At 60.1% G+C, this 22,903-nt stretch carries 19 protein-coding genes; 12 read left to right on the plus strand and 7 right to left on the minus strand.

Going from position 1 to position 22,903, the window contains the following annotated elements:
- Positions 1-2: 2 nt before the first annotated feature.
- From AAFM29_RS01550 to AAFM29_RS01575, 6 genes are all read right to left on the minus strand, one after another.
- Positions 3-740, minus strand: coding sequence for an anaerobic ribonucleoside-triphosphate reductase activating protein (locus tag AAFM29_RS01550; RefSeq protein WP_341711058.1), 738 nt, complete (start codon positions 738-740; stop codon positions 3-5).
- Position 741: 1 nt separating this feature from the next.
- Positions 742-2,763, minus strand: coding sequence for a ribonucleoside triphosphate reductase (locus tag AAFM29_RS01555; RefSeq protein ID WP_341711059.1), 2,022 nt, complete (start codon positions 2,761-2,763; stop codon positions 742-744).
- Between the two features lie 237 nt (positions 2,764-3,000).
- On the minus strand, positions 3,001-4,617 hold the full coding sequence (locus AAFM29_RS01560) for an acyl-CoA dehydrogenase family protein (RefSeq protein WP_341711060.1): 1,617 nt from the start codon (positions 4,615-4,617) through the stop codon (positions 3,001-3,003).
- A gap of 35 nt (positions 4,618-4,652) precedes the next feature.
- Positions 4,653-5,291: a carbonic anhydrase gene (locus AAFM29_RS01565; RefSeq protein ID WP_341711061.1), complete on the minus strand. Its 639-nt coding sequence runs from the start codon at positions 5,289-5,291 to the stop codon at positions 4,653-4,655.
- 4 nt (positions 5,292-5,295) lie between these two features.
- A complete protein-coding gene (locus AAFM29_RS01570) occupies positions 5,296-6,492 on the minus strand; it encodes an NnrS family protein (RefSeq protein WP_341711062.1) in 1,197 nt (398 codons plus the stop codon).
- A gap of 13 nt (positions 6,493-6,505) precedes the next feature.
- Positions 6,506-6,970: a hypothetical protein gene (locus AAFM29_RS01575; RefSeq protein ID WP_341711085.1), complete on the minus strand. Its 465-nt coding sequence runs from the start codon at positions 6,968-6,970 to the stop codon at positions 6,506-6,508.
- A gap of 89 nt (positions 6,971-7,059) precedes the next feature.
- On the opposite strand from AAFM29_RS01575, the gene AAFM29_RS01580 reads away from it, so the two are divergent.
- Positions 7,060-8,274 (plus strand): alginate export family protein, encoded by a 1,215-nt coding sequence (locus AAFM29_RS01580; protein WP_341711063.1) that lies wholly within the window; start codon positions 7,060-7,062, stop codon positions 8,272-8,274.
- Here the strand turns inward: AAFM29_RS01580 and AAFM29_RS01585 are convergent.
- The gene (locus AAFM29_RS01585) at positions 8,271-8,966 is read right to left on the minus strand and encodes a helix-turn-helix domain-containing protein (RefSeq protein WP_341711064.1); all 696 of its coding nucleotides are present in this window, start codon (positions 8,964-8,966) and stop codon (positions 8,271-8,273) included. The genes AAFM29_RS01580 and AAFM29_RS01585 overlap by 4 nt on opposite strands.
- 218 nt (positions 8,967-9,184) lie before the next feature.
- Between AAFM29_RS01585 and AAFM29_RS01590 the strand changes: the two genes are divergently transcribed.
- Genes AAFM29_RS01590 through AAFM29_RS01640 form a run of 11 tightly spaced genes read left to right on the plus strand, consistent with a single transcriptional unit; the run spans position 9,185 to position 22,869 of the window.
- Positions 9,185-11,932 (plus strand): MFS transporter, encoded by a 2,748-nt coding sequence (locus tag AAFM29_RS01590; protein ID WP_341711065.1) that lies wholly within the window; start codon positions 9,185-9,187, stop codon positions 11,930-11,932.
- On the plus strand, positions 11,929-15,666 hold the full coding sequence (locus AAFM29_RS01595; RefSeq protein ID WP_341711066.1) for a nitrate reductase subunit alpha: 3,738 nt from the start codon (positions 11,929-11,931) through the stop codon (positions 15,664-15,666). Before AAFM29_RS01590 ends, AAFM29_RS01595 begins: the two co-directional genes overlap by 4 nt.
- Positions 15,663-17,189 (plus strand): nitrate reductase subunit beta, encoded by a 1,527-nt coding sequence (gene narH, locus AAFM29_RS01600; protein ID WP_341711067.1) that lies wholly within the window; start codon positions 15,663-15,665, stop codon positions 17,187-17,189. Before AAFM29_RS01595 ends, narH begins: the two co-directional genes overlap by 4 nt.
- On the plus strand, positions 17,189-17,893 hold the full coding sequence (gene narJ, locus AAFM29_RS01605; RefSeq protein WP_341711068.1) for a nitrate reductase molybdenum cofactor assembly chaperone: 705 nt from the start codon (positions 17,189-17,191) through the stop codon (positions 17,891-17,893). The genes narH and narJ overlap by 1 nt, the downstream gene beginning before the upstream one ends.
- 3 nt (positions 17,894-17,896) lie before the next feature.
- Positions 17,897-18,598 carry a respiratory nitrate reductase subunit gamma gene (gene narI, locus AAFM29_RS01610; protein ID WP_341711069.1) on the plus strand — a complete coding sequence of 234 codons (702 nt, stop codon included), beginning with the start codon at positions 17,897-17,899 and terminating at the stop codon, positions 18,596-18,598.
- Positions 18,591-19,403: a peptidylprolyl isomerase gene (locus AAFM29_RS01615; protein ID WP_341711070.1), complete on the plus strand. Its 813-nt coding sequence runs from the start codon at positions 18,591-18,593 to the stop codon at positions 19,401-19,403. Before narI ends, AAFM29_RS01615 begins: the two co-directional genes overlap by 8 nt.
- Positions 19,400-20,416 carry a GTP 3',8-cyclase MoaA gene (gene moaA, locus AAFM29_RS01620; RefSeq protein WP_341711071.1) on the plus strand — a complete coding sequence of 339 codons (1,017 nt, stop codon included), beginning with the start codon at positions 19,400-19,402 and terminating at the stop codon, positions 20,414-20,416. The genes AAFM29_RS01615 and moaA overlap by 4 nt, the downstream gene beginning before the upstream one ends.
- Before the next feature lie 6 nt (positions 20,417-20,422).
- A complete protein-coding gene (locus AAFM29_RS01625; protein ID WP_341711072.1) occupies positions 20,423-20,680 on the plus strand; it encodes a MoaD/ThiS family protein in 258 nt (85 codons plus the stop codon).
- The gene (locus AAFM29_RS01630) at positions 20,677-21,165 is read left to right on the plus strand and encodes a molybdenum cofactor biosynthesis protein MoaE (RefSeq protein ID WP_341711073.1); all 489 of its coding nucleotides are present in this window, start codon (positions 20,677-20,679) and stop codon (positions 21,163-21,165) included. Before AAFM29_RS01625 ends, AAFM29_RS01630 begins: the two co-directional genes overlap by 4 nt.
- Complete coding sequence (locus AAFM29_RS01635) at positions 21,152-21,688, plus strand: molybdenum cofactor synthesis domain-containing protein (RefSeq protein ID WP_341711074.1); 537 nt, start codon at positions 21,152-21,154, stop codon at positions 21,686-21,688. Before AAFM29_RS01630 ends, AAFM29_RS01635 begins: the two co-directional genes overlap by 14 nt.
- Complete coding sequence (locus tag AAFM29_RS01640; RefSeq protein WP_341711075.1) at positions 21,685-22,869, plus strand: molybdopterin molybdotransferase MoeA; 1,185 nt, start codon at positions 21,685-21,687, stop codon at positions 22,867-22,869. The genes AAFM29_RS01635 and AAFM29_RS01640 overlap by 4 nt, the downstream gene beginning before the upstream one ends.
- The last annotated feature ends 34 nt before the right edge of the window (positions 22,870-22,903 follow it).

Here is a 22,903-nt window from a genome sequence, read left to right on the forward strand (position 1 = left end):
AACTACCGGGTCACGATGTCGAGCGGGCTGCGTTGGGCGAGCCACGCGATATCGACTTCCGTCGGGTTGATACGAAGATGCCCCAGCGTCGGGCGATCCGGGCCGGCAAGGGCGTGCTGCAAGGCCCAGGGGCCACGGTAGCCGCGATGAACGAGATCGCGCGCGATCTCGAGCAGATCGTCGCGGCGGAGCAAGTCTGCATGGACTGTGGTTCGAACCTCGAAGGGAACCTTCTCTTGTGAGCCCAGCAAGTCGAGCGTCGAGGAAAAACGGTCCCATGCTGTGGTACCTGTTACCCCACGGAATCTATGCCGTGGCGCCTTGTAGTCGAGTGCTACCCGGTCGATGAGTCCCTCCGCCAGCAACAATGCTATCACATCCGGGCGCAGGCCGTTGGTGTCGAGCTTCAATGCGAATCCCATCCCGGCCACGCGCCGGGCGAAAGCATGCAACCCCGGCCAGGTGGTGGCTTCACCGCCGGACAATACGACTCCATCCAGCAGGCCTTGCCGCCGCTCTAGAAACGCAAGGACTGCCGCTTCGCCGAGGGAGCCCTTTCCAAGCACGATTTGGGGGTTTTGGCAGTATCCGCAGCGCATATTGCAGCCGGCCACCCAGACAATGCACGCGGTTCGTTCGGGAAAGTCGAGCATCGTGAAGGGGGTGAGCGCATGAAACGGTGACGCGGCACTGTCTTGCCCGTGTCGTGCCCTTTTCTTCAGAGAAGCCGCAAGGTCCATGTCAATGCTGGGGAGGGAAGAGGTTGCCAACCATTGCCGACGTCTCGGTAAAGTGACGTCGTTGGCGGTGCTCGCCCTGCTTGCCCTTGTTGAAGCTGTCGACAGGCCGGAAATACCCCATCACCCGAGTCCAGACCTTGGTCTTTTCCCCGCAGGAGGGGCATTCAGGTTGTTCCCCGTCCAGATAGCCATGCGTGTCGCAGACCGAGAAGACCGGAGTCAGGGTGACATAGGGTAAGCGAAAATTGGTAAGTACCTTCCTCAGAAAATCTCGCGCCGCGCCGGCGCTCGATAACTTCTCGCTCATGTAGAGATGCAGCACCGTTCCGCCCGTATACTTGCACTGCAGGTCGTCCTGCAATTCGAGCGCTTCGAAAGGATCGTCGGTGTAGTCGACGGGAATCTGGGATGAATTGGTATAATAGATGTTGTCGCCATTCCCGGCCTGGATGATGTCTGGAAACCGTTTCCGGTCTTCCTTGGCGAAGCGGTAAGTCGTGCCCTCTGCCGGGGTCGCCTCCAGATTGTAGAGGTTCCCGGTCTGCTCCTGGTAAGTGACCAGCTTCGTACGCATATGATCAAGGATGCCGAGCGCTAGTTCGACTCCGTCATGCCGGGTCAGGTCGGACGCATCCCCGGTGAAGTTCCGGACCATCTCGTTCATGCCATTGACGCCGATGGTCGAGAAATGGTTGCGAAGGAATGGCAGGTAGCGTGACGTGAAGGGGTAAAGTCCGCGATCGTACATCTGCTGGACGAAGGCGCGCTTCTTCTCGAGCGTCGATCTGGCAATCTCCATCAGCCGATCGAGCTCGCCCATCAGGCCCGGTAGGTCACCTTTGAAGCGATAGCCGAGCGCGGCCATGTTGATTGTCACAACACCCAGCGATCCCGTCATTTCCGCCGATCCGAACAGGCCGTTGCCGCGCTTCAACAGCTCCCGCAGGTCAAGCTGCAGTCGACAGCACATCGAACGCACCGCGCCAGGCGAATAGGCCTCCGGGTTGGGGCGGCGCTCGCCCGTGGCCGGGTCGCGAATGTACTGGCTGCCGATGAAGTTCTGGAAATAGGATGAGCCCACCTTGGCCGCGTTCTCGAAGATCGCGGTCGCGACCTTGCTGTCCCAGTCAAAGTCGTCGGTAATATTTACGGTGGGGATCGGGAAGGTGAAGGGCTGGCCCGTAGCATCGCCCTCGGTCATCACCTCATAGTAGGCTAGGTTGATCAGTTCCATCTCGGGAGCAAAATGCGCGAACGTCATATCCTCCAGGTCGCGCAATCCCATGTCCCGCGCCTGGGCCCGCGCGAACAGAACCGGGGCATCGATGGCCTTGAAGAGGTGTTCGTCGCGGTAGGTCGGATAAAGAGCCCGCAGATCTTCGGGAACGACAATATCGAGAGTGATATTCGTGAACGGGGATTGACCCCAGCGCGCAGGAACATTGAGGTTATAGACGAACTGCCTGATCGCCTTCTTGACCTCGGCGAAGTCCAGGTTGTCGTAGAAGACATAGGGCGCCAGGTAGGTGTCGAAGCTCGAAAATGCCTGCGCTCCGGCCCATTCGGACTGCAAGATGCCGAGAAAATTGCTCATCTGGCCCAGCGCCTCGCGAAAGTGCCGCGGTGGGCGCGAGGAAACGCGGCCTGCTACTCCGTTGAAGCCATCGTTTAGTAGCGCGCGAAGGGACCATCCCGCGCAGTAACCGGTCAGGCAATCGAGATCATGGATGTGAATGTCGCCGCGTCGATGTGCCAACCCTTCTTCAGGGGCATAGATCCGGTCGAGCCAGAAATTGGCGATGACCTTCCCTGCGACGTTGCTGATGAGGCCAGCATGCGAATAACCGACATTGGCATTCGCCTTGATTCGCCAGTCGGCTCCGGAGATATACTCACCCACGGTTTCTGTGCAGTCGATGCTGCTGCCTCGCTCGCGTGATAGCAGGCCTGTTACATGCGGATGGAAAGTGCTTTCACCCGCAGGCGAACTCTCCAGAGCCAAACCCTCCGATTTCGCTGCCATGACCCCTGATCTCCCTTCGATCTTCAAGCAGCAGACCACCTGCTGCGTCCCAATATCTTGTGGGTTGGAGTATCCATAACCACAATATGAAGAGATTCCCTTGATCGAAATCAAGGCGACAAGAATTTTCCGCGACTCGGCAGAGGTCTGCGATCGACCCTCGGCCGTCGGCCACGGGAGCTATGAGAGATCGCTCAACAGGAGTGGAGCTAGCCACGGGTGCGCCAGTTCCCCCAATCAGTACGAAGGCATTGCCCGCTCGATAATCCCGCGCGTGTCGACGACTGCGTCCGAACTTCCGTAAATCGATGCCGGTCGTGCCAGTCGCAGGCGACAGAATGCCTCGGCGACGGGGCTTTCGCCTATTACCAGGGCCGCTGCCTGTGCCCCGAGCGCCAGTCGCTCAACATAATAACGCGCGTGGGCTTCGCTGCTATTTGCGAAATCCAGTGCCTCGACCCAGCCATCGTAGACCGAAAAGCGACCTCGCGCGCTGACCAGCCATTCCCGCAACGCGTCTACCGCCTGCGGCTCGCGGTCGATGACGCGAAGGACGTCGAGTGCAATGACATTGCCCGAGCCCTCCCAAATCGCATTGAGGGGAGATTGCCGGAACAGTCGGGGCATCGGGCCATCCTCGACATAGCCACCTCCACCGAGGCACTCCATCGCCTCATACACCATGCCCGGTGAACGCTTGCAGACCCAGAACTTGGCTATCGGAGTCAGGAGCCTGCCGAGCGGATCTTGTGCGTCGAATGCACTGGCAACCTTGAACGCAAGCGCTGTTGCCGCCTCGCTTTCCACCGCGAGATCCGCGAGTACAGCTGCCATTGCCGGTTGGTCCACCAAAGTACGCTGGAACGCCGAACGATGGCGAGTGTGCCAGAGCGCTTCGGAGAGCGCCGCCCGCATGGTCGCCGCTGAGCCGACGATGCAGTCCAAACGCGTATGCTGGACCATCTGGATGATGGTCGGCACGCCTCTCCCTTCTTCGCCGATCCGCTCTGCATAGGCTGCATGGTATTCGATCTCCGACGATGCGTTCGAGCGGTCTCCGAGCTTGTTCTTGAGCCGCATGATACGAAATCCGGCGTTGCGCTCGCCATCAGGCATCCAGCGGGGGACCATGAAGCAGGTCAGCCCCACCTCGGTATAGGCAAGGGTCAGGAAGGCATCGCACATCGGGGCAGAGCAGAACCATTTATGACCGGTCAACCAATAGGCCCCATCGCCTGGTACGGCCCTGGTCGTGTTCGCGCGAACATCGGAGCCACCCTGTTTCTCGGTCATGGCCATGCCAATGGTGACGCCAGCCTTCTCCGCGGCAGGACGGTTCGATGGATCATACCGCGACGCCTTGACCTTCGCGATCCATTCGTCCCCGGCTTCAGGACAAGGGCGAAGGGCCGCGACAGCGGCGTAGGTCATTGTTATCGGGCAGCCGGTCCCCGCCTCGGCCTGGCCGAGGAGGAAGCCGAGAGCAGCATGGAGCGTGTGCCCGGCCTCGGTGCCGTCCCAGGCAACAGCCGCAGTTCCCGCATCCAAGCCCAGTGCCATCAATTGGTGATATGCGGGGTGGAACCGAATCTCGTCCACACGATTGCCGAACCGGTCATGGGTTTCGAGAACCGGTGGATTGCGGTTCGCTTCTACGCCCCATCCGATGACTTCTTCTGATCCTGTGCGGTTCCCGAAATGATCGAGTCGATCAAAGTGGCAAGCTGCGTCGGCTAAGTCTACGGCATCGCGAAGCGCTCGATCCGCAAGGAAGCGGTTGAAATTGACCAGTGGTGGCGGCTGGTTGATGACCTCGTGGGTGTCGCTGGCCGCACTCGGATGATTGGTCCTCATGTCTTCAGGTCCTCCTTCCCGAACGTCGTACTGCATCAGCGGCAATGACCTGGACTTCGCGGTTCGGGTTCAAGAAAGTCCACCTTGCCGCTGCTGAGGTGATAGTAGGCACCGACGACCATGAGCTTTCCTGTGCGCTGGGGCTCAAGCAGGGCGGGGGATGCTTCCTCGCGCAATTCGCGCACGACGCGGCGAACATTGCTCACCGCAGCAGCATCGACAATATGGTCTGCCCACGGATCAGTTTCGAGCACTGCAGGGAGCAACGATTGAAGGACCTTCGAGATATTCCCGCTAAAGCTTGCCTTGCCCCGAGCAAGCGAAACGGCCGCGTCCAGCGCACCGCAAGCCTCGTGACCCATGACAACAATCAAGGGTACTTGCAGGTTCGTCACCGCGAACTCGAGGCTGCCGAGCGCAGTCGTGCATAAGGTGTTTCCGGCATTGCGAATGATGAACAGTTCACCAAGTCCGCGCTCGAACAGCAGTTCGGGCGGTACCCGCGAATCCGAGCAGCTCAGATAGGCGGCGAAAGGACGCTGCGCCGCTGCGAGTTCGAGTCGACGCATCCGATCCATCGAAGGCTCGTAAGTCGTGTCGTCGAGAAACCGGCGATTACCTTCCTTGAGCAACTCAAGCGCTTCGTCGGGTGTGAGTTGGGGGACCTCCTCCATCTCCTTAGCCCGCCTTTCCATCTTTTCTTGGTGAGAGGTAGATGCCGATATTCCGAAGCAGCCACGGCATCATTCCGAGGACGAGCACGCCGACCGAGAGCAACAGCGCCGTGCCCCATTCCAGTTCGATTGCCGCCCATAGCCGGGCCGCAACGGCTGCTTGTACCGCAGCGAAGGCGAGCCATGCCGCCATGGGCATCGCCAGGGGACGGCCCGAATGGCCCTGGGTCACGCGGGTGACCATTGCTACGAGAAGGCTTCCGGCAAATCCGATCAGCAAGGCGTGATCTGGGCCGCGTCCCAATACCAGGGTTGCGGCATCCAGCGCCGTAAGTGCGAAGCCCACGGGGCCCCAGGCGAAACCCCAGATCAGCGCGTTTAACAAGCCCGGCGCGCTGCTGCGTGGCCACCATCTCCACACCATCACGCCGGTCACCGCCGCAAGCCCGCCGTTAGCCACGATGGCCAGCAAGCCGACGTCGAGTAGTTCTCCTGTCAGCCGGGCAAGGAGCAAGGTCCACAGAGCGAGGATGAGCCAATCGGGGCGCCAGCGGACATAGCCTTCCACCACGTTGCCGGCGAAGAACGGGACCATGCGGTGGGCGATCGTCAGGAAAATCGGGAGAAGGAAGCCGCCGATCCCGATGCGGTTCGCGTAGACCAGATATTCCGGTGAACCGCACCCGAGAAAGACGATCGTCGATAACAGGCCGAGAAGGCCGAATGACAGACCCGCAAGCGCCGACCATGCGTGCCAGCAGGCGGGCTTTCCGGCTTTCGATCCGCCCCAAAGCACACGAAGCAACACCGGAAGCGCGAAGGTCCAGCCAAGGGCGACCAGGCCGTAGCCCGTCGAAAGAAGTCTATCGGATCCGGTGGCCAAGGCGACAAGGACTGACACAGTGCCGATTAGAAGGGGAACACTGACAGGGACGAATTCCCGCAAGGCGAGATCGGGCAGACCGATCCATCGTGGGAACACGGTGAGTAGGAAGCCGAAGATGAAAGGAGCCAGGCCGAGATAGATCATGCTCGGACCATGCAGCAGCGTTGGCGGCATATCGGTAGCCGGAATTCCGGAGAGCCCTGAATGTAGCGCCGCCAATTGTGCCAGCCACCATAACAGAAGTCCGCCAAAGGCCAGCGAGCCAGTCAGGAAGGGTATCCGGTGGGGCGCTGCCAAAAGGAGTGACGGTTTCACGAAATTGTCCTTCTCAGATCAGCCCATGCGCGCCGGCCATCGCACCAAGAGTGGTGATCAATGCGAAGGCAGACAGGATGCGATGCATCAGCACCATCAACCGAAAGTCACGTTTCGGCGTTTGGGAATTGATCATCCGGCGATGGAGAAACAGCGGCTCGGCCACGAATAGCATGAGGAAGAAAGCCAGCCACAAGGCGAACATAGCGGACATCCACCAATAGGCGGGATCGGCAAACCGCCACCACATCTCGCCGCGCCAGGTCATCCAGAAGCCGGATGCCCCGGCCAGCAGAACCCAGACCTTGGCCTGGACCGAGAATCCCTGCTCGATCCGGTGAAAGGCATGGAGTCGGTCTGCGGGCGCTTCTGCTCTCGCTATTGCTGGCATGACGACAAAGGTCACGAACCAGACGCCGCCGATCCATCCGACAACCGCCGCTACATGGACTACGCGGGCAAGAGTGAAATCGTCGATCATTGTGTCGCGCTCCATGGGTGAATTGTCGGTCCACGACTTTGACGCGGATCAAATACTTTGGCTCGAAGCCTACTATCTGGACGGCTATGAACAAACCGCTCCTCTCGCTCGTCGCCAGCTTGCTGGCCGGTCTCTCGCCTGCAACGGCAATGGCGCAATCAGGTGATGACCTGCCCTTCGACCCCTATCTTGATCTCAGATACCGGCTCGAAATTGTCGATCAGGAGAACTTGCCCGAAGATGCCACCGCTTCGACGCTGAGGGTCAGGGGGGGGATCGAAACCGATGAATGGAGCGGGCTGAGTGCGCTGGTCGAGGGTGAGGCAATCGTCAGGATCGGGCCTGAAGACTTCAATGACACGGTCAGCGGGCAGCCCCTGTTCCCGGTCGTGGCAGACCCTTCCGATGTGCTGCTCAACCGCGCCTTCGTGCGGTGGAGGCCCCATGCATCCCTGGAGGCCGTTGCCGGGCGCCAGAAGGTCAATTTCGACAATCAGCGCTGGATCGGTTCCGTCGACTGGCGGCAGAACGACCAGACCTTCGATTTGGCTCAGATCACGGTGAAGCCGGTCGAGGGAGCCGCCATCGACTATGTCCACTCCTGGCGGGTCAATCGCATATTCGGACCGGATTCGCCGCAAGGGATCTGGCGTGACACAGACATTCACAATGTCCACGCGACTTACACCATCCCCTTGATCGGCACGGTCGCCGCCTATGGCTATTTCCTCGACATACCCGATGCGCCTGCGGCCAGTTCGCAAACGTTCGGAGTGCGGTTGTCGGGTGCGCAGCTTGTGGGGGGCAAAGTCAAGTTCCTGTATGCCGCAGAATACGCCAACCAGCGCGATCTTGGATCAAATCCAGCGAATTTTTCGCTGGATTACCTGCTGATCGAACCCGGCATCGCGGTTGGTGGCTTTACCGCCCGCGCAGGCTTTGAACGGCTTGAAGGCGACGGAGCTGTGGCCCTGCAGACCCCGCTCGCCACGCTGCATGCCTTCAATGGCTGGGCGGACAAGTTTCTGGCCACTCCGCCAGAAGGGCTACGCGATCTCTATGGCGACATCGGCTTCAAGTTCGGAGACGGTTCTGCACTCACGGGCTTGTTGCTGCGCGCTATCGTGCACGATTTCGGCGCAACCGAGGTCGATCGGCCCTATGGCCGCGAATGGAACCTGCTCGCGATGTATCCTGTCAGCAGCAACATCACGTTGCTTGCCAAGTTTGCGCACTATGACGCAGACGCGTTCTCTGTCGACACCACCAAGGGTTGGCTTCAAGTGCAGGTTTCTTTTTAGCGCGGGTCAGTTGGCACAAGGTCGGGCCGAGCAAGCCGGGACAGGCGTTCGCGGTTTGCGATTGTGACTTGCGCGCCATCTAGCGCCACGCCGTGGTTCTTCAGGGTGCTAAAAGCTCTCGAGAGGTTTTCCGGCGTCATCCCGAGCAGCGATGCAAGCAGGCGCTTCTCGCCACGAAGCTCGAATTGCTCGCGATTGCCCATACGGTTGCTGTATTCCAGCAGGTAGTTGCCGAGGCGCTCGGCCGATTGGCGCACTTTCATGTCGGTGAGCGCACGGACAAGATCGCGAGACCACAGTGCTAGCTCGTTCATTGTTGCCTGCATCAGGGCAGCGTCTTCGCGGATGGCGTCGCGCAACTGGCTGGCTGGGACCAGCAGAATACGCGACGAAGCGAGAGTTCGCGCCGACATCAGATAGGGCATATCGGTCACCGCGGCCGCAAGAATGTAGCTCGATACGGGCTCGACAATGCGCATCGTGGTATCGCGCCCGTTTCCCTCGACGAAGAGTTCGACCAGCCCATCGACAAGAACGTGAAGGAAATCCGCACCCTGTCCTGCCTCGAAGAGGGTGAGCTGTGGCGGGAAGACCTGCAAATAGGAGCCGGAGAGCACGATGTCCCGCTGCTTTTCGGCCATCTCGCGAAACAACGGAAGTCGGGCGATTTCAGGCTTCTCGCCGATTCTCATTGATGTCGGAGCTCCCACGAATTCTGCCGCGAGAACTAGCGCTCCACTTGATGTTTATCAAGGAAGGACTTGATGTCTTCTAAATCACCCAAAGGCACTTGTCATGCCGAAGCGATTTTGTCCGGCTTGCAGTTTGAAGTTTGATCAAAGTCAAAGAGGATGGGTTTGGGTGTCGGCAGTCGAAGGCTGTCACGCACTACTTGATGAGGGATCATGCCATGGCGAGCCAGGCGATTTCGAGCACCAGCGAACAGAACCGGGCCCTGGGCCTCAGTACATTCGCTTTCACGATCTGTTTTGCCGTTTGGACGATTTTTGCGATCGCAGGGATCGAGATCAAATCCGAACTCGGCCTGAGCGATACCCAGTTCGGCCTGCTGGTTGGCACACCGATCCTGACCGGATCGCTCAGCCGCCTCTTACTTGGCGTCTGGACCGATCAGCATGGCGGACGGATCATGTTTCCCGTGACCATGCTTGCCTCGGCGCTTTCGACTTTCCTGCTTTCCTACGCCGAAAGCTATGCCGTCATGCTGCTGGCGGCGCTCGGATTGGGCCTTGCCGGCGGTGGTTTTGCGGTCGGCGTTGCCTACGTCTCGAAATTCTATCCGCTCGAGAAGCAGGGCGCGGCACTCGGCTTCTTCGGCATGGGCAATGTTGGTGCTGCTGTTACGAAGTTCCTAGCCCCCTGGGTCATGGTCGCGATCGGCTGGCAAGGTGTCGCGCAAGTGTGGGCGGGCGCGCTCGCACTGGTAGCCGTGCTGTTTTACGTCTTTGCCGAGGACGACCCCGAATTCGCGGCCCGTAAGGTCAGCGGTGTCAAGGCACGAGGGTTGCTCGAACAGCTCGAGCCGTTGCGCAATGAGCAGGTGTGGCGCTTCTCGCTGTATTATTTCTTCGTGTTCGGAGCTTTCGTGGCACTGGCACTGTGGTTGCCCAACTACATGGTGGGCCTCTACGGCATCGACGTGAAACTGGCTGGCATGCTGGCGGCGACCTTATCGCTCTCGGCCAGCGTGTTCCGCGCCTATGGCGGCGTGCTGTCGGACAAGTACGGCGCGCGCAAGATCATGTATGCGACCTTTGGTGTCTCGCTGATTTGCCTGTTCATGCTGTCCTATCCGCAGACGGACTACATCATTCACGGCATCAAGGGCGATATCACTTTTTCGACCTCGATGAGCCTCGTGCCCTTCGTGGTAACCGTGTTCGTGCTGGGTTTCTTCATGTCGCTAGGCAAGGCGGCGGTCTACAAGCATATCCCGGTTTATTACCCTGAACATGTTGGTTCGGTCGGCGGGCTGGTCGGTCTGGTCGGCGGCCTGGGAGGCTTTGTCCTTCCGATCGTCTTCGGCGCGGTCAGCGACCTCACCGGCATCTGGACCAGTTGCTTCATGGTCCTGTTCGCTCTGGTCGGTATTGCATTGACGTGGATGCATATCGCCATTCGCCAGATGGAACAGAAGGCGAGTGGAATGGACACGCGCTCGCTACCCGAGTTCCCGGAAATGGCGGAGCTGCACGACCAAGCAAAGCATGCTGCCGCCACGCCAAGCAAGGTTCTTGTCGAGTGGAAACCGGAGGATACCGATTTCTGGGAGCAGACAGGCGAGAAGATCGCGCGGCGCAATCTCTATATCTCGATCCCTGCGCTGCTCCTGGCATTCTCCGTGTGGATGGTATGGTCGATGGTGGTCGCAAAGCTGCCGTCCATCGGTTTTGATTACACGACCGACCAGCTCTTCTGGTTGGCGGCGTTGCCTGGACTTTCCGGTGCGACGTTGCGGATATTCTACAGTTTCGTGGTGCCAATCTTCGGCGGGCGGCTGTGGACCACCATGTCTACCGCATCGCTGCTGATCCCGGCTTTCGGAATCGGCTATGCCGTCCAGAGCCCTGACACGCCTTACATCATCTTTCTGGTGCTGGCGCTGCTGTGTGGCTTTGGCGGCGGCAACTTTGCTTCTTCCATGTCGAACATCAGCTTCTTCTTTCCGAAGGCGCAGAAGGGGAATGCCCTGGCGCTCAATGCCGGGCTGGGCAATCTTGGCGTCTCGGTGATGCAGTTTCTCGTCCCCATCGTCATTGTCGCGGGGGTGTTCGGCGCACTGGGAGGAGGGCCGCAGCAGACCGCCGAAGGCGGCGAGTTGTGGTTGCAGAATGCAGGTTTCATCTGGGTGCCGTTCATTATGGCCTCCACCCTGCTAGCATGGTTCGGGATGAACGATATCGCTGATGCGAAAGCGAGCTTTTCCGAACAGTCGGTGATCTTCCAGCGCAAGCACAACTGGTTGATGTGCTGGCTCTACACCGGCACTTTCGGCAGCTTCATCGGATTTTCAGCCGGCCTGCCGCTCCTCGCCAAACAGCAGTTCCCCGACATCAACGTCCTTCAGTTTGTCTTCCTCGGGCCGCTGGTCGGTGCGCTCAGTCGCGCGGCCACGGGCTGGGTCTCGGACAAGTGGGGCGGGGCGCGGGTCACCTTCTGGGTGTTCGTGTCGATGATGCTCGGCGTTCTCGGCGTGATGTACTTCCTTCAGGTTGCCAGCTGGTGGGGCTTCCTGGGAATGTTCATCTTCATGTTCTTCATGACGGGTGTCGGCAATGCCTCCACCTTCCAGATGATCCCCAATATCATGCGGCAGGAGGTGCCCCGACTGATGCCCGAGCTTTCGGGCGAGGACAGCCTGCGCCAGTCGGAGAAAGAATCCGCCGCTATCGTCGGCTTTACCTCGGCCATCGCGGCCTACGGGGCATTCTTCATCCCAAAGAGCTTTGGCAGTGCCATCGCGGCTACCGGATCTCCGATGCCGGCGCTGTGGGGCTTCCTGATCTTCTACGCCAGCTGCGCGGTATTGACCTGGTGGGCCTACACCCGCCGCGGCGGCTTGCTGCACGATATCGAACGCGGCCAGGCACCTGTCCGGACCCCGTCAACCGCCCCGCTCAAAGGAGCAACAGCATGAGCAAGCTTCTCGACCGCCTGACCTTCTTCAACCAGAAGAAAGTCGCCTTTTCCGATGGGCACGGTGTGATCACCGATGAAAATCGCGACTGGGAAGACGGCTATCGCAAGCGCTGGCAGCACGACAAGATTGTGCGCAGCACCCACGGGGTGAACTGTACGGGATCGTGCAGCTGGAAGATCTACGTCAAAGGCGGGATCATCACCTGGGAAACCCAGCAGACAGACTATCCGCGCACCCGGCCCGATCTGCCCAATCACGAACCGCGCGGCTGCCCGCGCGGCGCGAGCTACAGCTGGTACATCTACTCGGCCCAGCGCCTGAAATATCCGATGGTTCGATCGCGCCTCCTGAAGCTGTGGCGCGAGGCGCGCCTAGTGCGTACGCCTGTCGCTGCCTGGGCATCAATCGTCGAGGATCCGACCAAGCGCAAGAGCTACACCGCGATACGCGGCCATGGCGGCTTTGTACGTTCGACCTGGGAAGAAGTGAATGAAATCATCGCAGCCGCGAATGCCTATACCGCCAAGACCTATGGACCCGACCGGGTAATCGGGTTCAGCCCGATCCCGGCGATGTCGATGGTGAGCTACGCGGCCGGTTCGCGCTACCTCTCGCTGCTCGGCGGTACCTGTATGAGCTTTTATGACTGGTACTGCGATCTGCCGCCATCCTCTCCGCAGACCTGGGGCGAGCAGACAGACGTTCCGGAAAGCGCGGACTGGTACAATGCGGGCTTCCTGATGATGTGGGGCTCGAACGTGCCGCAAACCCGCACGCCCGACGCGCATTTCATGACCGAAGCGCGCTATCGCGGCACCAAGGTTGCCGTGGTCAGCCCCGATTATGCCGAGGCGACCAAATTCGCCGACCTTTGGCTTAATCCCAAACAAGGCACCGATGCGGCGCTGGCGATGGCGATGGGCCACGTTGTCCTGCGCGAATATCACCTCGACCGGCAGGCCGAATATTTCGAGGCTTATTGCCGCAAATACTCGGACATGCCGATGCTGGTTCGGCTGGTCGAAAAGGACGGTGCCTATGTGCCTGAGAACCTCCTGCGCGCAGCCGATTTCCTCGATGGCCTGGGCGAGCAAAACAATCCCGACTGGAAGACCGTTGCCATCGACGAGAACACCGATGAGGTGGTTGCGCCCAATGGTTCGGCAGGCTTCCGCTGGGGTGAAGAAGGCAAGTGGAACCTTGAGGAGAAAGATGGGCGCGGGAACGACGTTGTCTTGCGTCTGAGCAACATTCTCGAAGGCAATCACGACGAAGTGGTTGAGGTGTCCTTCCCCTATTTTGGCAACCGCGAACACGATCACTTCGAAGGGACTGATCACCCCAGCGTGCTCAATCGCCGCGTACCGGTGCGTCAACTTCAGTTGAAGGACGGCAAGGCCTTCGTCGCGACGGTCTTCGACCTCTTCTGCGCCAATTACGGCCTCGATCGGGGTCTTGGCGGCGAACATGTCGCCCGCGATTACGACGAAATGGTGCCCTATACTCCGGCATGGGCGGAGAAGATCACCGGCGTACCGGCCGATCACATTATCACCGTGGCGCGCGAGTTCGCGTCCAATGCCGAGATTACCAAGGGCAAGTCGATGGTGATCCTCGGGGCCGGGCTCAACCACTGGTATCACATGGACATGAATTATCGTGGCATCATCAACCTGTTGGTGATGTGCGGTTGCGTGGGTCAGTCGGGCGGCGGCTGGTCCCACTATGTAGGCCAGGAAAAGCTGCGTCCACAAACCGGGTGGACTGCACTCGCGTTCGCGCTCGACTGGAACCGTCCGCCGCGCCACATGAATTCGACAAGCTTCTTCTACGCGCACACCGACCAATGGCGCTACGAAACGCTGGATGTGAAGGAAATCCTGTCTCCGATCGCTCCAGACGGCGACTGGGATGCAAGCCTGATCGACTACAATGCGCGGGCCGAGCGAATGGGGTGGTTGCCGTCTGCGCCACAACTCAAGACCAATCCGCTCGAAGTGGGCAAGGCGGCCAAGGCAAGCGGCAAGGAGGTGGGGGATTACGTTGCCGATGCGCTGAAGTCCGGCGAGCTCGAAATGTCCTGCTTCGATCCCGACGATCCGGCCAACTGGCCGCGCAACATGTTCGTCTGGCGTTCAAACCTGCTTGGCTCTTCGGGCAAGGGACACGAGTACTTCCTCAAGCACCTTCTCGGCACCGCTCACGGTGTGCAGGGCAAGGATCTGGGCGAGACCGGCGCGCAGAAGCCGAAGGAAGTGAAGTGGCACGACGATGCGCCCAAGGGAAAGCTCGATCTGCTCGTCACGCTCGATTTTCGCATGTCGACCACCTGTGTCTATTCCGACATCGTGCTGCCCACGGCGAGCTGGTATGAGAAGGACGACCTCAACACCTCGGACATGCACCCTTTCATTCACCCGCTATCGGCAGCGGTCGACCCTGTGTGGGAATCGCGCAGCGACTGGGACATCTATAAGGGGATCGCGAAGAAGTTCTCTGAAGTCGCGCCCGAGGTGCTCGGCGTCGAACATGACGTGGTGCTCACTCCGATCCAGCACGACAGTCCCAATGAAATCGCGCAGCCCTATGATGTAGCCGATTGGGGCAAGGACGATGTGGAGCCAATCCCCGGCCAGACCATGGCCAATGTCGCAGTGGTCGAGCGGGATTATCCGAACCTTTACAAGCGCTTCACCGCGCTTGGTCCGCTGATGGACAAGCTTGGAAATGGGGGTAAGGGGATCGGCTGGAACACCGAGCATGAGGTTGAGAACCTGCGCAATCTCAACGGCCGGGTACTCGCTGAGGGCCCGACCGAGGGCATGCCTCAGATCGATACCGCGATCGATGCTGCCGAAGTCATTCTCATGCTGGCCCCTGAAACCAATGGCGAAGTGGCAGTCAAGGCATGGGGCGATCTGTCGAAGAAGACGGGCCGCGATCACACGCATCTGGCGCTGCCCAAGGAAGAGGAAAAGATCCGCTTCCGCGATATCCAGGCACAACCGAGGAAGATCATTTCCTCGCCCACATGGTCGGGGCTGGAGAGCGAGCACGTTTGCTACAATGCCGGCTATACCAACGTACATGAACTGATCCCCTGGCGCACGCTGACCGGGCGTCAGCAGCTTTACCAGGATCACAAGTGGATGCGCGCATTCGGCGAAGGCTTCTGCGTCTACCGCCCACCCATCGATACCAAGGCGGTAAAGCCGATGTTGGAGGAGGCGAAAGATGTGCCGCACGTGGTACTCAACTTCATTACCCCGCACCAGAAATGGGGCATCCACTCGACCTATACGGACAATCTGCTGATGCTGACGCTGTCTCGCGGCGGGCCGATCGTATGGATGAGCGAAGTAGACGCGGCCAAGGCGGGCCTCGTGGATAATGACTGGGTCGAGACCTTCAATTCGAACGGTGCGTTGGTGGCCCGGGTGGTCGTGTCGCAGCGGATGAAGGAGGGGACGCTCTTCATGTATCATGCGCAGGAGAAGATCACGAACGTGCCCGGCTCGCCGCTTACCGGCCAGCGCGGGGGCATCCACAATTCAGTGACCCGCGCGGTGCTCAAGCCCACCCACATGATCGGCGGCTATGTCCAGTTGGCCTACGGGTTCAACTATTACGGCACCGTCGGATCGAACCGCGACGAATACGTCATCGTCCGCAAACTGTCGAAGGTCGACTGGCTCGAAGGAGCCCTCGCTGAAGGGGAGACCGCAGCATGAAAATCCGCGCACAGATCGGCAAGGTGCTGAACCTCGACAAATGCATCGGCTGCCATACTTGCTCGGTGACGTGCAAGAACGTGTGGACCAGCCGCGAAGGCATGGAATACGCTTGGTTCAACAATGTCGAGACCAAGCCTGGTATTGGCTATCCCAAGGATTGGGAGAACCAGAAGCGTTGGAACGGCGGCTGGGAGCGTGTCCCCAGCGGATCGATCCGGCCAAAAATGGGCGGCAAATGGCGGCTCTTGGCGAAGATCTTCGCCAACCCAGATTTGCCCGAGATCGACGATTATTACGAACCCTTCACCTTCGACTATGCCCACCTGCAAAAAGCGGGTGAAAGCAAGGCTTTCCCCACCGCCCGCCCGCGCAGCCTGATTTCTGGCGAGCGGATGGAAAAGATCGAATGGGGCCCCAACTGGGAGGAGATCCTGGGCGGTGAGTTCTCGAAGCGCTCCGAGGACTATAACTTCGAAGGCGTCCAGAAGGAGATCTACGGACAGTTCGAAAACACGTTCATGATGTACCTGCCGAGGCTGTGCGAACACTGCCTCAACCCCACATGCGTTGCGGCTTGCCCTTCTGGCGCGATCTACAAGCGTGAGGAAGACGGCATTGTCCTGATCGACCAGGAGGCTTGCCGCGGCTGGCGCATGTGCGTCTCGGGCTGCCCCTACAAGAAGATCTATTACAACTGGAAGACCGGTAAGAGCGAGAAATGCATCTTCTGCTACCCGCGCATCGAGGCAGGCCAGCCAACGGTATGCTCGGAGACCTGCGTCGGGCGTATCCGCTATCTCGGCGTAATGCTCTACGATGCCGACCGTATCGAGGAAGCTGCCAGCGCAGAAAATGTCGAGGACCTGTATCAGGCGCAGCTCGATATCTTCCTCGACCCCCACGATCCTGAGGTAATCGAACAGGCTCGCAAGGACGGTGTTCCAGAGGCATGGCTGGAAGCTGCGCGGCATTCGCCGGTGTGGAAGATGGCGATGGAGTGGAAGGTCGCCTTCCCGCTGCACCCGGAATACCGGACCCTGCCGATGGTATGGTACGTCCCGCCGCTCTCGCCGATCAGCGCGGCGGCCAATGCGGGGCAAATTTCGGTCAATAACAACATGCCCGACATTCGTTCGCTTCGCATTCCGCTCAAATATCTCGCCAACCTGCTGACAGCGGGAGACGAGGAGCCAATTGCAGTGTGCCTCGAACGGATGCTCGCCATGCGCGGTTACATGCGTTCGAAATCGATCGAAGGCGTGCAGAACGAGGCGATTGCTTCCGATGTCGGCCTCACCGGCGCGCAGATCGAAGAAATGTACAAGGTGATGGCGCTAGCGGATTACGAGGACCGCTTCGTCATCCCGACCGGCCACCGCGAGGACGCCGAGGACATGTTCGAGGAGCGCGGCTCCTGCGGTTTCTCCTTTGGCAACGGCTGTTCGGGCGGTTCTAGCGAGAACAATCTGTTCGCCACGAAAACCCGCAAGAAGCTCCAGACGCCGACGGAGGTATTCTGATGCGCTCGCTTCACCTGATTTCATTGCTGCTGCAATACCCGACCAAGGACCTGCAATTGGTCGCGGGGGAAATCCGCCAACGGCTGGAGGACGACTGCACTCTTCCTTTTGCGGGGGTCAAGGCGGTTTCACCCCTACTGAAACGACTAGCCACCACTGACATTTACGATTGCCAGGAAAACTATGTCGACCTGTTCGACCGCGGCCGGGCACACAGCCTGCACCTGTTCGAGCATGTGCACGGCGAAAGCCGTGACCGTGGGCAGGCAATGGTCGACCTGCGCGAGCGCTATCTCGCTGCCGGGCTGGAACCCAGTGGCAACGAATTGCCCGATTACCTGCCGCTGTTTCTCGAATATTGCTCGACCCTGCCCGAAGCCGCCGCGCGTGACGCGCTCGCGGAACCGGGCGTCGTGCTGGTTGCGATAGCGGCTCGCCTGGCCGAGCGCCAATCGGATTATGCTCCGGTCTTCGAATTGCTCTGCGAAATAGCCAAGGTCGAGCGGGACGAAGAGGCTATGAACGCACTGCCTCCCGTCGAAGACCCGGCAAATCTGGAAGCACTCGATGCTCAATGGGAAGAGGAGGAAATCCGCTTCGGTGCCGAGGTTGCGCCCGATCCGAATGCCGCATGCCCCAAGGTTGGCGAAATGCTCGCCCGCATGCGCGAGGCACCTGCAACCCAACCTACGGAAAGGAGCTGAGCCATGGAAGGCTTTGTCCACCACCTGCTTTATGGAATTTATCCCTATATCGCGCTGGCCACGCTCGCCCTTGGATCGATCATCCGCTTCGACCGGGAACCTTACACGTGGCGATCCGGGTCAAGCCAGCTGTTGCGCCGCAAGCAATTGATGGTGGGGTCGGTCTTGTTCCATCTCGGGGTCCTGTTCATCTTCGTTGGCCACCTCGTCGGACTGCTGACCCCGATTGCTCTGTTCGACGCTCTTGGCATAAGCCATGGTGCGAAGCAGCTCCTGGCCATAGTGGCGGGCGGCATTGCAGGCGTTGCTGCAATCATTGGCGCGTCCCTGCTGATTCATCGCCGGTTCTTCGATCCGCGTGTACGCGCCGCCTCAAACTTCAGTGACAACTTGATCATCCTGATCCTGTGGGCTCAGCTTGCGCTGGGCCTGGCGACGATACCGCTGTCTGCTGGCCATCTTGATGGCCATGAGATGGTCAAGTTCATGAACTGGGCGCAGGGCATCTTCACTTTCCAGGGTAACGCTGCGAGCTACATCGCGGATGTCCACATCATCTTCAAACTACACCTGTTTCTGGGGCTGACGATCTTCGTCCTGTTCCCCTTCACCCGCCTCGTCCACATGCTATCCGTACCGGTCCGGTACCTGTGGCGCGGTGGTTATCAGATCGTCCGTTCGCGGCGGAGCTTGAGCCATGGATGATGTGAGGGAACGCGTGCCAGTCCTGGTTGGCGGCGTGGAGATTGCGGAGTCCGCAATTGCGGCGGAAGCGCAGAACCATCCTGCACCTGACGCAGAAACAGCCTGGATGGCGGCTGCAAAAGCTCTGGCGATCCGGCAGCTCTTGCTCGCCGAAGCCGACCGTTTGAACATTGCGTCAGGGGGACGCTGCGATGAGGAAGGGCGCCGCCTTGCGGAGGACGATGCCCGGATCGATGCCTTGCTGTGCCAGGAAGTCGTTGTACCGGTCGCAAACGAAGCCGAAGCCCAGCGCTTCTTCCATCAACATCGCGAACGGTTTGCCAGCGAACCTTTGGTCGAGGCCGAACATATCCTGTTCTCCGCCAGCCCCGACGATGCGCTCAACTACAGCCTCGCTGTCGGCGATGCCCGGATGGCGATCCGCGAGCTGGAGAAGGACCCCTCGTGCTTTGCGGCGCTGGCCAAGTCCAAATCCGCATGTCCTTCGAAGGAACAGGGCGGCAATCTCGGCCAGATCGGAAAGGGGCAGACAGTAGCGGAGTTTGAAAAGGCTTTGTTCGCACTATCCGAAGGCGAACTCTGCCGCGAACCGGTGAAATCGCCCTTCGGCGTTCATGTCATCCGCGCGGGGCGCAGGGTCGAAGGACGGCAGTTGCCGTTTGAGATGGTTGAGGCGTCGATCCGCGAATATCTGGAGGAAGCCAGTTACCGCAAGGCCATGGCCCAATATCTCTCGATCCTCGCCAGTCAGACAATCATCGAAGGTGTCAGTCTGCCGGTGGCCGAAGGACCCCTGGTTCAGTGAGCGGCCTACGTTGCCCAGACGTCCTGCCGCTGGCCGCTCCACTGCTGGACGGGAGCGGCCGCCGGTTCGAATATCTGCGCCTGTCGCTGACCGATGTGTGCAACTTCCGATGCAGCTATTGTCTTCCCAATGGCTACAAGAAGCCATGCAACAAGCCGAGTGAGCTGTCGGTCGAAGAAATACGCAGGGCGGTAAGCGGCTTTGCCGGGCTTGGCTTGTGGAAGGTGCGACTGACCGGAGGCGAGCCGACCCTGCGGTGCGATTTCGAGGAGGTTGCCCGCGCGGTTTCGTCTGTCCCGGGCATTCGCCGCGTCGCGATGACCACCAACGGATATCGGCTGGCAGAGCGGGCGCAGGCGTGGCGGGACAGCGGGATCAGTGCACTGAACATCAGCGTGGACTCGCTTGATCCGGCGCGGTTTGCACAGATTACCGGACATGACCGGCTGGCAGAGGTGCTGCGCGGAATCGAGGCGGCGCAGGCCGCAGATTTTGAGAGCATCAAGCTCAACGCCGTCCTGATGCGGGGCGTTAATGATGACGAACTGGCCGCGATGGTTGATTTTGTCGCGACACGGGATCTTTCCCTGCGTTTCATCGAAGTCATGCGCACCAATGACAATGCGGCATTCTTTGGCGCGCGGCATGTCGCCGGCCAGACTGTGATCGACCGACTGGAGGCAGAAGGGTGGCAGCGTATGCCGCGCCAGCCGGGAGCAGGGCCGGCTGTCGAACTGGGTCATCCAACTGCCAGGGGACGCATCGGTATCATCGCCCCCTATTCGAAAGACTTCTGTGCCAGCTGCAACCGGCTGCGACTCTCGTCCGACGGGAAGCTGCATCTGTGCCTGTTTGGCGATGGAGGCATGGATATCCGCCCGCACTTGCAAGGTGGGGAGACTGCAGCCCTGACAGCCCGTATCCGAGCATTAGTCGGCACGAAGGCACCTGCGCACCGGCTACATGAAGGCAATAGCGGTGCCACTCCGCATCTGGCGTCCATTGGAGGGTGACACATGGTGGCTAGCGGTACCCGTATCGAATTATGCGGCCGATTGGCTGATGGCTGCGGTCCGTTCGTCGATCTGTTGCTCCCCGCCGACGGTGTACCAGTCACGGGACTGATCTCCATTCTGCGTGGGCGCTTCCCGGCGCTTCAGAGCGCCTTATCGAAGGGTCGGATCAGGGCCTGCGTCAACGAAACCATCGTTCCAGATGAAGCGTTCGTTCGACCCGACGATCTTGTCGCCCTGTTTCCGCCGGTCTCCGGCGGATGAACAGCCAGGTAGAATTGACGGAAGACAGGCTCGACCCGCCTGCACGGCTCGCAAGTTTCGCTGCGATGCTTGAAGACGAGGGGGCGGTTGCCAGTTTCACCGGCCGCGCCCGCGGAAAGGCCAAGGATGGAAGTCTGGTGGGCGCGCTGGTCCTTGAAACCTATCGCGGGGTTACTCTGGCCTCAATGCAAGCGATTGTCGACGAGGCTCATGAAAAGTTTGCGATCTCTCGCAGTCACGTGGTTCATCGTGCAGGACGGATCTTGCCAGGGGAACCCATCGTCTTTGTCGCCACCGCCTCGTCGCACCGCCGGGCGGCATTCGAAGCGGTGAACTATCTGATGGACCGGCTCAAGACAGAAGCCGTGTTCTGGAAGCGGGAAGAATACACAGGTGGCGTATATTGGATCGAGCCAACTGTACAGGACCAGGAAGATACGGCTCGCTGGCTGCAAAGTGAAGGTAAGGAAAATGCCCGGAATTGATGAAAGCCAGACGTTCTATCCGCTCGGCATCGCGGTTCTCACGATTTCGGACACGCGGACTTTGGAAACCGACACTTCTGGTGCGCTGCTCGTGGAGCGGCTGCAGTCTGCGGGTCACAAGCTGATAGACCGGGGCATCGTCAAGGACGAGATCGATGATATTCGGGCGCGGCTTAACACGTGGCTGGATAATCCGGCAATCGAGATCGTCCTGACCACTGGAGGTACCGGGTTTTCACAGCGTGACAACACGCCCGAAGCTGTAAGACCGCTGCTTGACCGCGAGATGGATGGATTCTCGATCGCGTTCCATCAAAAGAGCCTTCAAAGCGTGGGTGTCGCCACCATGCAGTCGCGGGCTTTTGCGGGGCAGGCGGGTGATGCCTTCATTTTCTGTGTGCCGGGATCGACCGGCGCCTGCCGTGATGCATGGGACGGGCTGCTCGAACTGGAATTCGACAGCCGCCATAAGCCTTGCTCGATCGCAGGGGCGCTGCCGAGGCTGCGGGATATTTGCGCTTGATCGGTATCGACGAAGCGCTGGCCTTGCTTGACGGCTCGGTAACCCCGCTGCCGGGCGAGGACGTACCGCTGGCAGAGGCTGCCGGACGTGTGCTTTCCGAGCCTGTATTCGCCCGCTTATCGGCTCCGCGCACGGCTGTCGCAGCGATGGATGGTTATGCGGTGTGCGATGGCTCGACCAGGGCGGACATTCAGCTTGCGGTCGTTGGAGAAAGCCGAGCCGGCGCCGGCTTCTTTGGGACGGTTCAGCCGGGTGAGGCCGTTCGCATTTTTACCGGCGCCTCCATCCCGAAAGGCGCCGACCGCGTTGTGATGCAGGAATACGCAGTGCGTGACGGCAATAAGGTGCGCTTCGTCGCAGGCTACGGACCGGGCTGGCATGTGCGCGATGCAGGCAGCGACTTTTCAGCCGGAAATCTCCTCCTGGGCGCCGGAGCACGCCTCGGACCGCGCGTAATCGTCGCCGCAGCGGCAGCCGATCAGGCAATTCTGCAGGTCGCCACCCGGCCCAAGGTGGCCATCATCGGCACCGGAGATGAGCTAGCCTCCCCGGGGGAGGCGCATCTGCGCGCTGATGCGATCCCTGAAAGCGTCACTTACGGCATCTCCGCAATGGCCGAGCAGGCCGGCGCAAACGTGGTTGCGCGCATGACAGGAGGAGACAATCTGCCAACACTCGAGCAATTGGCCGGAGAGATGCTGGGCCAGGCCGATGTGGTCGTCGTGACCGGCGGCGCATCGGTTGGCGAGCGCGATTTTGCCAAACCGATGTTCGTAGCTCATGGCCTTGAGCTGCTGTTCACCAAAGTTTCCGTGAAGCCGGGAAAGCCCGTTTGGCTGGGCCGCGCAAAGGGCAAGTGGGTGCTTGGCCTGCCGGGGAATCCAACTTCTGCCATGGTCACTGCACGCTTGTTCCTGCACGCCCTTTTGGCGGCGCTGCAAGGGCAGCCAATCAGCGAGGTCCTGCGATGGCGAATGCTGCCGCTCGCTTGTCAACTGCCGGGAACCGATGGCCGTGAAACACTCATCAGGGCAAGATGGGATACGGACGGGCTGCGTCCGCTCGAAAATCAGGATAGCTGTGCGCAGGTGGCGCTCGCTCAGGCAGACTGGTTGATCCGTTCTGGCCCAGGCATTCCGGCACTCGAGGCTGGACAAATGGTCCAGGCCCTCGACTTTTGAGATCAGCGGTACCGAGGCCAGGTGCGAGCCGTAT

The sequence above is a fragment of the Erythrobacter sp. genome (genome assembly GCF_038133525.1).
Classification (GTDB): Bacteria; Pseudomonadota; Alphaproteobacteria; order Sphingomonadales; family Sphingomonadaceae; genus Qipengyuania.